Source organism: Bradyrhizobium centrolobii, from assembly GCF_001641635.1.
In the GTDB taxonomy this organism is placed as follows: Bacteria; Pseudomonadota; Alphaproteobacteria; order Rhizobiales; family Xanthobacteraceae; genus Bradyrhizobium; species Bradyrhizobium centrolobii.
This window is the reverse complement of record NZ_LUUB01000089.1, coordinates 1-12,215: the sequence shown is the minus strand read 5'-3', so window position 1 is coordinate 12,215 and position 12,215 is coordinate 1. Positions and strand designations below refer to the sequence as shown.

At 60.2% G+C, this 12,215-nt stretch carries 13 protein-coding genes; 9 read left to right on the top strand and 4 right to left on the bottom strand.

Annotated features, from left to right (window positions below):
* The first annotated feature begins 825 nt into the window (after positions 1-825).
* From AYJ54_RS32125 to AYJ54_RS49980, 9 genes are all read left to right on the top strand, one after another.
* Entirely contained in the window at positions 826-2,685 is a 1,860-nt protein-coding gene (locus tag AYJ54_RS32125; protein ID WP_063705408.1) for an HrpF/NolX family T3SS translocon protein, read from the top strand.
* Between the two features lie 566 nt (positions 2,686-3,251).
* Positions 3,252-3,545 (top strand): hypothetical protein, encoded by a 294-nt coding sequence (locus AYJ54_RS32120; RefSeq protein ID WP_063705405.1) that lies wholly within the window; start codon positions 3,252-3,254, stop codon positions 3,543-3,545.
* 132 nt (positions 3,546-3,677) lie between these two features.
* Complete coding sequence (locus tag AYJ54_RS32115) at positions 3,678-3,851, top strand: nodulation protein NopA (protein ID WP_245315728.1); 174 nt, start codon at positions 3,678-3,680, stop codon at positions 3,849-3,851.
* Positions 3,852-3,973: 122 nt separating this feature from the next.
* Positions 3,974-4,867 carry a SctD/MshK family protein gene (locus AYJ54_RS32110; RefSeq protein ID WP_063680272.1) on the top strand — a complete coding sequence of 298 codons (894 nt, stop codon included), beginning with the start codon at positions 3,974-3,976 and terminating at the stop codon, positions 4,865-4,867.
* 36 nt (positions 4,868-4,903) lie between these two features.
* A complete protein-coding gene (locus AYJ54_RS32105; protein ID WP_063680237.1) occupies positions 4,904-5,443 on the top strand; it encodes a hypothetical protein in 540 nt (179 codons plus the stop codon).
* On the top strand, positions 5,395-5,883 hold the full coding sequence (gene sctY, locus AYJ54_RS32100) for a type III secretion apparatus assembly chaperone SctY (RefSeq protein WP_245315730.1): 489 nt from the start codon (positions 5,395-5,397) through the stop codon (positions 5,881-5,883). Before AYJ54_RS32105 ends, sctY begins: the two co-directional genes overlap by 49 nt.
* The gene (gene sctV, locus AYJ54_RS32095; protein ID WP_063680239.1) at positions 5,880-7,979 is read left to right on the top strand and encodes a type III secretion system export apparatus subunit SctV; all 2,100 of its coding nucleotides are present in this window, start codon (positions 5,880-5,882) and stop codon (positions 7,977-7,979) included. Before sctY ends, sctV begins: the two co-directional genes overlap by 4 nt.
* Positions 7,980-8,201: 222 nt before the next feature.
* Positions 8,202-8,606, top strand: a complete 405-nt coding sequence (locus AYJ54_RS48065) for a tetratricopeptide repeat protein (RefSeq protein ID WP_245315732.1) — start codon at positions 8,202-8,204, stop codon at positions 8,604-8,606.
* Between the two features lie 76 nt (positions 8,607-8,682).
* On the top strand, positions 8,683-9,060 hold the full coding sequence (locus AYJ54_RS49980; protein ID WP_136624066.1) for a tetratricopeptide repeat protein: 378 nt from the start codon (positions 8,683-8,685) through the stop codon (positions 9,058-9,060).
* Between the two features lie 48 nt (positions 9,061-9,108).
* Here AYJ54_RS49980 and AYJ54_RS32080 read toward each other — a convergent pair whose 3' ends face one another.
* From AYJ54_RS32080 to tnpA, 4 genes are read right to left on the bottom strand one after another with little or no spacing between them, the layout of a single operon-like run.
* Complete coding sequence (locus tag AYJ54_RS32080; protein ID WP_063697013.1) at positions 9,109-9,753, bottom strand: UPF0149 family protein; 645 nt, start codon at positions 9,751-9,753, stop codon at positions 9,109-9,111.
* A complete protein-coding gene (gene tnpC, locus AYJ54_RS32075) occupies positions 9,750-11,300 on the bottom strand; it encodes an IS66 family transposase (protein ID WP_063697015.1) in 1,551 nt (516 codons plus the stop codon). Before tnpC ends, AYJ54_RS32080 begins: the two co-directional genes overlap by 4 nt.
* A gap of 50 nt (positions 11,301-11,350) precedes the next feature.
* Positions 11,351-11,707 carry an IS66 family insertion sequence element accessory protein TnpB gene (gene tnpB, locus AYJ54_RS32070; RefSeq protein ID WP_063697016.1) on the bottom strand — a complete coding sequence of 119 codons (357 nt, stop codon included), beginning with the start codon at positions 11,705-11,707 and terminating at the stop codon, positions 11,351-11,353.
* The gene (tnpA, locus tag AYJ54_RS53585; protein ID WP_063697018.1) at positions 11,704-12,126 is read right to left on the bottom strand and encodes an IS66-like element accessory protein TnpA; all 423 of its coding nucleotides are present in this window, start codon (positions 12,124-12,126) and stop codon (positions 11,704-11,706) included. Before tnpA ends, tnpB begins: the two co-directional genes overlap by 4 nt.
* Between the last annotated feature and the right edge of the window lie 89 nt (positions 12,127-12,215).

The window sequence follows — 12,215 nt, the reverse complement described above, 5'->3', positions numbered from 1 at the left end:
GTCCCGTTCCAGCCAGGCTGCCCGTCACCAGGACGTCGGCCGATTTCCCACTAGTCGCGGGGGAGAAGATCAAGTCGCTTGAGCAAACCCAACAAAGACGTCAACGGATGCTGCTCCGGGCGGATAGGCTCGCGATCATTCCTGACTGCAGCGCCGAATCGCTATCCAGCTTTGTTGAACAAGCCGTCGCGACTGGAGCGAAGATCATCACGGACATTGGCGGGGTACGTAGATCTCACCGAGCTCAGGAATGACTATCTGCGGTTGCGGAACGGGGTAACCTGCGAGTCGCCGAGGAGCACCTGCCGATCGCTCATCTGGTGTTCGCCAACTTGACGGCCTGGCTGATCGGCCCCACCGTCAGCCGATAGCATGTGCAAGCCGACCTCCACGAGTTCACCTTCCGCTTCAATCGGTGATTCTATCCGTTGAACGCCTTCCGCTCTCTACTCGGGATCGCTGGCGAAGCCACGCCGACTTACGAAGCGATTTATTCCGGCGACGGCGTCATCCCACATGTCGCAACGATCGGTGAATAGGCACAGTTCATTGTAGCCCTCTTCTGAAACTCGTCAGCTTCTCGAAAGCTAACTCTCCTAGCATAGGAGCGTGGATCTTCAGACGGCGCTGCCATTGACCGTGATCGAAATAAACGTGGGAGCGCCTGATTGACGGAGCAAGCAGACGCATGGAGGGCGCCATATCTTTGCGCCCGACCGGCGGCGCTCCGGCTCGTTCAACACATCCATCAGGTATCGCTTCTTGTTCGTCGTGGACCAGAGGACGCTCTTGTGGTGGTCTTTAATCTCATATCCGAGGATGCAAATGTCGCTTAGCAATCTTTCGCTACCCACCACCTCGAATGCGTCTGAGTCCACGCTATCTCCCGCGGCCTGGTCGGCGCTCGGACCTTCCGCGCAGACAGCGCATCAGTCTGAGCAAAGCGCATTTTCGACCTTCGAGGCGATGCTGTCCGATTATTCGCTGGAAGACAAGACCAGCACTCTCTTCGTGCCGCAGGATGTGTTGCCGACGACGGCGAAGTCAGCGGCGAAAGAATTGGAAGGACTTGAGCAGCACGCGCTGGACCTTCTGCCGGCGGATGTGAAGGCGGCGATCGACGCATTGGAGCAGGATCCGCAACCATCATCTGCAATTGAATCCCCGGTTGTCGCACCCGCCCCTGTGCCAAGCTCGAGGATCACATGGAACGGGGGCACACTGAGCGACACCGAGTTACAGATCGTAGCAGTGCTGAACCGTCACAAGGACCAGTGCCCGCTCAGTTGGCACTCATTGGCGGACAAGGCCAACGATCCCTCCACGCCGCCAGATCTGAAGGCGGCGATCGAAGGATTGCAGCAGGACCCGGAGCTCTTCTATGCGATCGGCTCTCAGGGCGATGGCTGCTGCGGCGGCAAGATCAAGGCGAAGGATCTATCCGGGTTCTCCGACCATCACTCGCAGGTTGCCGCATTTCAGGAGCGGCAGGCGCAAAACTACGAGCAGAACTACGTTCCGTCCGACGGTACTAGCAACGGGCAACTGTCGGTCATGACGTTGAACGATGCATTGCGCGAGCTTTACCGCTATTCCGACAACCTGCCAAAGAACCTGAGCCTAGTTGATTTCAAGCAGATCGTCGACGGCAACGCCAAAACCGGCAAATGCCCGCCTCAGGTCATCGCGGCGGCTCAATACTTCCTCGATCATCCGCAGGACTGGAAGCAGTTGTACGGCGGTGCGATAGATAAAGTCCACAAGGAGGATTTCCTTCAAGTCGCTTCATCGTCGATGGGCCTGACGCAAACTGAGCTCGATACGCTCGACACGATCAACAAGAACCAGAGCGCCTTTTTTGGAAGCGGCGATCTGACCCGGGACAAGCTGGCGAGCATGGCCGACGACAAGAGTCTCGCCCCGAAGGTAAAGCAAGCAGCGTCGCAGCTGCTCTCGGATCCCCTGTTGTTTGGTTTGCTAAACAATTCGATTACGGGCTACACGACTCATCACAAGTTCTTCGATTTCGGCGGCGGCCATACGGTCGATTCCGGCAACATCAGCAACAACGACTTTACGCACTTCTACGGCAACATGTCGGGTGCGAACCATACCGTTCAGCAGACGAAGGCCCACGCCCCCCAAACCGCGGCCGAACAGGACGCCGCTGCCGAAATGATGATGGGCGTGGCGGACCAGCCCGCAATCAAGTCTCCGAAGACGAACGGCGGCGCCCTCATGCACGCGGTCGACGACGTGCTCAAGCTGGGCTCAAAGGTGCTCGACTGGGCCGCGACGGCCGTGGGGGTGCTCAGCTTCATTCCGGGCCTCGGAGAACTGGCGGATCTCGCATCAATGGGGCTCGAGTTCGAGTCGCAAGCAGCGAATCTTCTCCACACCGCCATTAGCGGAGGCAATATGAAGAAGGCGCTGGAAGAAGCTGGGCTCAATGTCGCGGCGCAAGCGGTAGGCTGTATCACTGGCCCCGAGGTCAAACTCGCGATGCGCAACGGGCTGGCAAAGAAGGCGATGGAGGAGGCCGTAAACGCCGGGGTCAACCTGCCCATTTCGGCGGCGCAATCCTATGCGGAGAACTATTTGAACAATGTGAAGACGCGGCTTGAGGCCGCCCCTGTGCAGGCCGCAGGCGTTCCCGGTCAGGTCGGCACAACGCAGTTGTCTTAGAACGTGGCCTGACAGGCACACTTGCGCCAGCGATTCGTGCCCATCCTGCCGATCCGCCCGCAGCGCAAGCTTTGGTGCGACGCTCGAGCGCGCGACGCCAAGAGTGTCGCAAGCCTGGTCGGCAGTGACGTCGAGCAGTCCAGTTTGATTGGCCGCGACTAGAGGCCTTCACAGGATTTCGATCTCCATCCGCTTCGCGCTCAACAACTGTTGCAGCTTGCGAAGCTGATCGAAGCCTCCGTCAATCCCGCGCCGGCATCATTTTCCTCACCGCCGAAGGTCTACGGACCTGATAGAGTTTTCAGTGAAACCGCCCATTCGGATTCACACTGTGCCGGCGCGCCTATCGAGACCGTCTTGCCCCGGCTCGAAGCCTACCAGCTTGTCTTTAGCGGACCACCTGGGCCGAGTCTCGTGGATATCTCACTGCGGCTTCCATCGGCTTAGTATGACTTTTTCCAAAGCTCGTCAGCTTCTCGAAAGCTACCGCTCCTAGCATGAGAGTGTGGATCTCTAGACGGCATTGCCGCCTGATTGACCATAGTGGACATGAACGAAGGGCAGCCATGGTCGGAGCAATTGGAAACGGGATTGGCGGCATTGGATCGTCCCTGGCGCGCGGGCCTCATGGAAATACTGACGGACACCGGCCGCACGCGCCCGCTCCGCATCCCGACCACTCGCGGCCGGGTGGCGCAGACAATCGTGAGCATGGTGCGGTTGATTCTAGCAGCACCTCGCAGGCCGACGCTCAACGCCAAGCCTTTGAAGCGGCTCTCAGCTCGATCGCAATGCAATTTACGAACGATGCCATGGCGGAATTCGACGATGCCATGGCCGAAACAGACGAGAATGCCTGACGTCGGATGGTCCGACGTCAGGAGACATGGCCCGTTAATGACGGGACAATTCGAACAGAAGGGTGAAACGATATGCCTGGTAGAATTGGTGCTTCTGGTACTGGGGCTGTGGGTGGTGCGCTTGGCGGAGCCGTGAATGCGGGTATAACGGCGGGTTCCGAAGCCGCAGGGCAAGCCGAGTTCCAGAAGCAACTCGCTGCTCTGACGGCTGTTAGCGAAGAGGCTGCGGAGCGGAGCGTGACGGAGCGCGTCGTTACGACCCAGCTCCAGTCCATCAAGAAGGTGGCCGACGAGCGCGTGCAGTAATGCTGCAAGCAGGACGCTTCGACCGCCACGCGTATACCGTACCGGCGGCGCCGTGAATAAAACTCGGAACGAGCCGCACGGCAACTGCCGTGCGGCTCCTGACTTTGTTCAGGAGGTTATCCGTGGATGAAGCCCCTTCCCTCCATTTCGAAGTGCTATCGGGACTTTATTGCGGATTGAGCAGGAAAGCGGCTATGGGAACGAGCCTCATCGGTTCTGGTCTCGATGCCGATATTGTCTTCGTCGAACAAGGCCTTGAACCGCATCATCTTCGCGTCACCCTGCTTTGCAATTCGATCGAGATCGAGGTCCTTTCAACCGGAATTAGTATAGAGGACAAGGGCAATATTGCAGCAGGCGAGCGCGTTGTTTTTCCTCTTCCTATCGTCATTCGAGCGGGCACAATGTCGATTCGCTGGACTGTTCAGGATTCAGCCCCAGCCGGTTCGATTGGCCCGTCGCGTGTCTCGCTCTTAACAGTCGCCATCGTGTTACTCGGCCTTCTCGGCATCGGAACATTCTCAGCCGTGTTCTTCGACAACGCCAGCGCCGGTGCACCGAGCATCGCTTCGTCGCATGGCGTCGAACTTGGACCCAAGCTGACCGTCAACCGTCCTGATGATCGTATCATCCACTCAGCGGCCGAACTCCTGCAAGAGGAAGTCGATAGAGCCGGCCTGCTCAATATCAAGGTCAATTCCGGATTGGGTATTGTGACCGCTGAAGGCGCGGTTCCGCCCGCCTTGGCCGCCAGATGGCAGGAGGTCCAGCAATGGTTCGATCATCGCACTCATGGCACGCTAACGTTGGTCAACGGAGTGGCCGTCAAGGAGGAGAAGGCGCCATCTTCAATTGCAATTGAAGCTGTTTGGCGCGGAACCCCGCCCTATCTTCTTGTCGGTGGGCAAAAGTATTTTGTCGGCGCCTTGTTGAGTGATGGATGGACGCTCGATCGAATTGAAGAGAGACGTGTGCTGCTGAGCCGGAACGGCCGCCTTGCTGCCATCTCCTTTTAGAGTTTCCAGACCCGGAAGATAGGCGAGAAGAACGTCATGACCAAAATGCCCCAACATGCTGTCGGGCCAGGCACCTCTTTACATAGGTTCGATATCGACGACAGCGTGCCAGCAATCGAGCCATCCGTCCGTCGTGTCAATAACATGGAGGTCGATGGTGCTCATGCGAATGGCGGCAAGACAAAGGCATCCACCTGGTGGGACACGCACACGCAGGATCTGCGCGACGGCGCCGCGATCGAGGCCGTGCCGGAGGTTCCGCGAATCGAAGCAGTCACGCGCGTCGGTCTCAACGAGACGCGCGCCGGCACCAATGAGATCGACCGCGCGCAACTGGCTTCACCACTTTACGGAGACAATCTCGCACGTGGCCTGCTCTCGTTCGTCACGCCACACCTGCGTCACCCGGAGGTGCTGTGTGCAGAGAAGCATGGTGTTCTTCTGGAACGCTTGGCAGACGTGCTATCGGCTGCGACTGAGGGGACGGTGGCGCGTGAAGGTATCGTCGTTCTGCAGCAGGAGCTTGGGTGGCTGATCCAGCTGCGGCAGAATCGGAACAGCTTGATCAAAGGCTAGCAATGGTCGTCTGCGACGGAGCGCTGCTTTCTAACCCTATCCAGCCTACCGCTATTGCCAAATCCGGCGATATCTCGCTGATCTCCGAGCAGGAGCGCGATTTGCTCTGCGCACTTTCCTATGTTCATCTTGCGTGTGGGCAGAGCGCACAAAGTCTTTCTCTGTTGCGGCTTGTCACCGACGACAATTCGCAAGACGTCGGCATACTGCGCATTCTCGCCTATGCTCTCATCTCAGAGGGCCTCGGCGATGAAGCAATCGCGGTTTTGGATAGACTGGACACACTTGATACGCAGCCAGCTTCGCGCCTGCCCTTGACTCTGTTGCGCAGCCACGCCCTGCGGCGGGTCGACCGTATGGACGAGGCGCGCGAGGTTTTCCAAAGTTATGTTTCGTTGCGTGACAGCACAGTCCCCGTCCCACAAGAAGGGGCACCATGACCAACGCCTTGCGTAATTTCATCGCGCGCACGCCGGCCCACCCGGATTTGATGGTGGCGTTGATGCTGCTTCTGGCGATCGGAATGATGATCGTGCCGATCCCAATCCTGGCGATTGACACGCTGATCGGATTCAATCTGGGCTTTGCTGTTTTGCTGTTGATGGTTGCCCTGTATCTCAGCACCCCGCTTGATTTTTCGTCCCTACCAGGCGTCATCCTAATCTCGACGGTATTTCGTCTGGCGCTGACCATCGCAACGACCCGGCTGATTTTGGCTGAGGCGGATGCTGGCAGCATCATTCACACATTCGGCGATTTCGTGATATCAGGAAATATTGCCGTCGGCATCGTCATATTTCTGATCGTGACCATGGTGCAGTTCATGGTTCTCGCCAAGGGCGCCGAACGGGTCGCAGAGGTGGCGGCGCGCTTCACGCTCGACGCTCTGCCGGGCAAGCAGATGGCGATCGACGCGGAGCTGCGCAACGGCCATATCACTCAGAACGAAGCCCGGAGCCGGCGCTCTGCACTGGAGAGAGAAAGCCAACTCTATGGCGCGATGGACGGCGCCATGAAATTCGTGAAGGGCGATGCCATCGCCGGGCTAGTGGTCATCTGCATCAACATGCTAGGCGGGATCACCATTGGCCTGCTCTCCAAGGGCATGTCCCTGGATGAGGCCCTGCATCAATATACGCTGCTGACCATAGGTGATGCGCTAATCTCGCAGATTCCGGCGCTGCTGCTATCTATAACGGCCGCAACCATTGTTACTCGTGTAAATGGGCCTTTTGGACTCAACCTAGGTACCGACATCGTTAACCAGCTCACGGCCAGTACGCGCGCGTTACGGCTGGCCGCCTGCGTGTTAGTTTTAATGGGCCTCATCCCAGGCTTCCCTCTGCCCGTCTTTCTCGTCCTGGCTGCAGTGTTTACCGCGGCGAGTTTTGTCAAAGATGCTGTGCAAGGCGCCAAGGCAGGCGCCAATGTGGCTGCTATGGCTCCAGCACAGCCTCACAAGCAAACCCTGCCTGCGGAGGCACTTCCGATCGCATTGTTCCTTGCACCGAGCCTGACACGGGCGATCGACAAGGAGGATTTGCAACAGCAGATCGCACGCGTATCGGACCTGGTATCCGCCGATCTTGGCATCACCATTCCTCGTATCCCTGTCCAAGTCGATCAGCAGTTGCCTCAGTCGCAATTCAGGGTAGATGTTGAGGGGGTGCCGGTCGAACAAGGTTCGGTTGACCCGACGCAACTCTCGCTCACCGACGACCTGGCGAACCTTGAATTGAGCGGTATCCCATTTCGGCATGACCGAGACACGAATCGGATCTGGATCGAACAAAGCCATGCATCGGCCCTCAGGGCCGCCGGCATTGGACATCACCGTGCGAGCGAACTCCTCGCCTTGTGCGTCCATTCGGCATTGACTCGCCATGCACAGCGCTTGATAGGCATTCAGGAGACGCGCCAATTGCTGGGCCGGATGGAGCAGGAATATGCCGATCTGGTGAAGGAGGTGCTGCGCACGACGTCAATTCCCCGGATCGCCGATGTGCTCCGCCGCCTACTTGATGAGGGCATCCCGATCCGCAACACCCGCCTGGTCCTGGAGGCCTTGGCCGAATGGAGCGAGCGTGAGAAAAACGTTGTTCTGCTGACCGAATATGTTCGCTCCGGTCTCAGGCGACAGATCTGTCATCGCTACGCTAACGCGCACCGTGTTGTGCCCGCTTTTATCATCGAACGTGAAACTGAAGATATCGTGCGCAGCGCAGTGCGCGATACCGCCGTCGGACCCTATCTGGCTCTGGAGGACCGGCACAGCGAGATGCTCCTGTCACAAATGCGTCAGATACATTCGCGCATAGCTGCCGGTCGGACTCAGCCTGTCATCCTCGGTTCAATGGATGTCCGGCGCTTCGTACGCGGCTTTCTCACTCGGAACAGGATCGATCTCGCTGTTCTGTCCTATCAGGATCTCGCCTCCGATTTTGCAATCCAGCCGGTCGGATCCGTCAAACTCACAGCCGTGAAGGATAACGCTCAGCCCAAGCAACATCATAGCATCATTCCTGCAACCGCCTAACGGCGCTTAGCAGCCGATCGAGAGATGGACGGAATGAATTCGCTTAAGAAAACGGCGGCACCACGGTTGTATCCACCTCGTCCGGCTTCGCGCTCTGCTCTCCTGCCTATACTGGCCATTCTTCTGCTGGTCGGAGGTTGCGCTGGCTGGGATAAGTCAGTTCCTTCAGTACAGCAGTCGCCGTCCCCAGAGTTGCTCGGCGCCAGGGATGTCGATCCAGCTATGCGCGAACGCATTGCGCGCGCCGTCGGTCGAGACGTCGACGAGGAGACTCTGCGCGACGCGCTGAAGCAAGAACCTGGCAATGTCGATGCTGCGATCAGTCTTGCGCAGGCGCTGCTGGCTCAGAAGCGCCTGGATGAGGCGCTTGAGGTACTCGACAAAGTCCTGCTTGCAGTCCCCGGTGATTTGCGCGCGTTGAACGCCAAGGGCGTTATCCTCGATAACGAGGGGCGTCATGACGAAGCACAAGCACTATATCGGCAAGCGCTCGCCATAGAGCCAGAAAATCAGATGTTGCGTAACAACCTCAATCTGTCGCTCGCGCTCGACGGCAAGACCGACACCGCTAGCGCCAGGTCGCAACCAGCGTCACATGAGGCGCCTCAGTTGGCCCGATCGCGATAGCGCTGGCCCTTTCGCGTAAAGGCGGTGCGCTTAACGCCGCCGCGTCAGCTCGCCGTCAGCGAGGGTCCAGACTCAATTGAGCCAGTATGCAGCCCTCTTCGCTGTTCTTGCCATTCTGCCGCTCGATGGATGCGCTGACCGGGAAAAGTCGGCACCTTCAGTGCGGAAGACGCCAACATCAGAGTTATTGGGCGCCGAGGATATCGATCCTGCTATGAGCGAGCGCATTGTGCATGCCCTCGGTCGCGATGTTGACGAGGAGACTTTGCGTGCCGCGTTGAAGCAACAACCGGGCAACCTTGACGCGGTGATCGCTCTTGCTCAGGCCTTGCTGGCCCGCAAGCGCTCGGATGAGGCACTTGAGTTGCTCGACGACGTCTCGCTTGCAGTACCTGGTGACCTGAGCGCGCTGAACGCGAAGGGCTCTCTTCGACAACGAGGGGCGTCATCATGAGGCGCAAGGTAAGCGGTACGAGAGGGCCACGGACTTGGCGCGGACGGCCTACGCGCCACGCTTGAAGCGTATAGGCATCCAGAACTGCCGCAGGGCCTCGACGGCTGCTGGAATGTCGCGCCAGGCGTTTTGGACGATGGGCGGCGTTCCCAGCTTGTGCCGGGCCGGGGGCAGCAAGGGCCGACCGGCGTCATCGATGTAGTGGACCAGGATCGGTCGCAGCATAAGGTGTTCGGTTCCGTTCGGGGAGAGAAGCCGCGACCAGACGAGAAGCCGAAGCTTCATGACGGCGTAGAAGCCCATGCACCAGGGCTGCGGGTCGACTTCGCCGTCCTGCGATCGCACGAACAGTGGCTCGAAGCTCTCCGGTCTCGTCGACAGTGTCTCGCTGATCGCGTTGTGGCGCATCAGCGTGGCGGCGATCGCCGAGAACTCCTCGGTGTCGTGATTGAAGGCATCGGGATCGACGCCGAGGAGCGGGCACACCCATTCCTCCGAGGCCATCGAGACCGGCCCGGCGACGACAGCGGCCACTGCGCCGTCGAGCATGGAGAGCGACGTCGCCCGCGGATGCCGAAGCGTCGGCGACCTGGCGCGCTCGCTCATCCATTGTCCGAGCCGTTCGAACGACATGGCATAGTCCGCCATCGTCGTCTTGGCCGGTTTTCCTCGCCGTCGCTTCGGCTTCGTCATGCCACAGCCCGCTTGTCGGCTTCGCGTGCGGCCTTCCAGTTCCAGGCCAGAAGTTCGTGAAGCTGGTTGACCTTCGTGGCGCCACTCACTATCCGCTCGAGAACGTCGACGAGATAGGCCTCGGGGTCGAGGCCATTCAATTTGGCCGTGTTAAGAAGCGAAGAGAGTACCGCCCATGTCTCGCCCCCGCCCTCGTCACCACTGAACAACGAGTTCTTTTTCCCGATCGCAATTGGCCTGATCGATCGCTCGACGGTGTTGCTGTCTGGCTCGAGCCGCCCGTCATCCAGGAACGCCGTCAGGCCCTGCCAGCGTTCGAGCATGTAATCGATCGCCTTGATGAGCGTCGAGCGGCAGGAGATTCCGTCTTTCACCGCGACCAGACGGGCCTTCAACGCCTCCATCATCGGCTTCGTCTCGGCCTGTCGCGCCGCGCGGCGTTCTCCGGCGTCGAGACCGCGGATCCTCTCCTCGATCGCGTAGACGGCTGCGATGCGCTCGATGACCTCCGCGGCGAAGGGTGAGTTCGTCGTCTTGTGCACCCTCACGAAGTTGCGGCGCGCGTGAACGAGACAATACGCCAGCTGGATCTTGCCCGACATCTTCGCATCGCCCACCAGCGAGGCGTAGGCGGCATAGCCGTCGACTTGCAGCACGCCTTCGAAGCCGGCCAACTGCGCCACGATCTCCTTCTTGCCGCGACCGCCCGCGAACACATAGGCGACCGCAGGCGGTGCCGGACCCTTCCACGCCCGATCGTCCGTCGCATGCGCCCAGAACTGGCAGGTCCTCGTGCGGCCGCGTCCCGGGTCGAGCACCGGCATCGGCGTCTCATCGCAGAACAACCGCTCGAAGCCGTGCATGGTCTTCAGTTGCAGATCGTAGAGGCCCCTGACCAGCCACGCCGCGCTCCCCATCCAGCGCGCCAGCGTCTGACGGTCGACGACGACACCCTGGCCCGCCAGGATCTGCGTCTGGCGGTAGAGCGTCGATTGCCAGGCATATTTGGCCGCGGCGATATGCGCGATCAGCGCCGTCGTCACCATGCCGCCCTCGACGAGCCGCGCCGGTGCCGGGGCCTGGACGATCGGGCCCTCACAGGCGCGGCAGGCATATTTGGGACGGATCGTGCGGAGCACACGCAGCCACGCGGGAACCCGATCGAGCGCTTCGCTGCTCTCCTCGCCGATCCGATGCATCTGACCCGTGCAGCACGGGCAGAGCGTGGACGCCGGCTCGATCACCCGCTCGACCCGGGGCAGATGCGCCGGTAGCGCGCCGATGTTGCGCCTCGCTTTGCGCCGCTTCGGTCTCGACGCGTCCGGTTCGTCATCGTTGGCCGGAGGCTGCGCGCCGGCGGTCCGTTCCAGATCGAACGCGATCTGTTCGGCACAGACGATCGCCGAGCGCTCCGATCGCGAGCCGAAGATCAGGCTCTTCAACGTGGCGATCTCTGCGCGCAGATCGTCGTTCTCGCCTTCGAAAGCCAGCACCATCTCGGCGAGAGCCGCAGGGTCAGAGGGGAGATCTTCAGGGCGAAGCGCCATATCGCAGAGCTACACGAACACACCCGGACTCGCCAGCAAAACAAGACGATTCAGGCGACTTTCGTCGGCCGCTTCGTCACCTTCGGGACCACACGCGACCACTCCGCAAGACCTTCGATCAGCATCGCCAGTTGCGCCCCCGTCACCAGCATCGTACCCTCGCGAACAGGTGGCCAGGCGAAGCTCCCATTCTCGAGCCACTTCGTCGCTAGAACTATTCCAGAGCCGTCAAAAACGAGAAGCTTCAAACGATCCGATCGCTTCGATCGGAAGACGTAAACGTCGCCGCTGTAGGGTTTGCCGCCCAATCCCTCCGCCACCAGCGCGACCAGGCCATGAACGCCTTTGCGAAAGTCAATCGGCTGCGTCGCGACGAACACACGGATCATTGGACCGAACGTGATCATCGCATCGATCTCACCGCCGCCAGCACGCGCTCCAGCGTCGCGGCGTCGACGCCGACGGGCACGCGCACCGTCGCGCCCGCGATCATCACCTCGATCCGCTCGGCCGGACCCGCCAGAACGTGTGGCTTATCGATCACGTTCGGCCGCGCCTCGACGGCGTCATCGAGCCTGACCTGCACGAACTGCGGCCCTTCGCTCGACGCAAGCCGCGCATTGCGCCGCCACACACTGAGCAGTCCCCGGTTGACCCCGTTGCGCCGCGCCACCTCGGAAATGCTCGTCTCCGGATCGGCGCTCTCGGCCACGATCCGCGCCTTCTCTGCATCGCTCCAACTGCGCCGTCGCGTCTCCCCCGTGATCACTTCGATCCGCTGATAGGAGGCGGCGTCATGCCTGTCTTGATGTCTGTCTTGATGCATGGAGTCAGTGTCCCTCGCGCTGTCGAATCTAGGCGCGAGTCTCGCTCATGCCGTCCACCTAAACGAGGTGGGGTCGTCGTACCGCTATC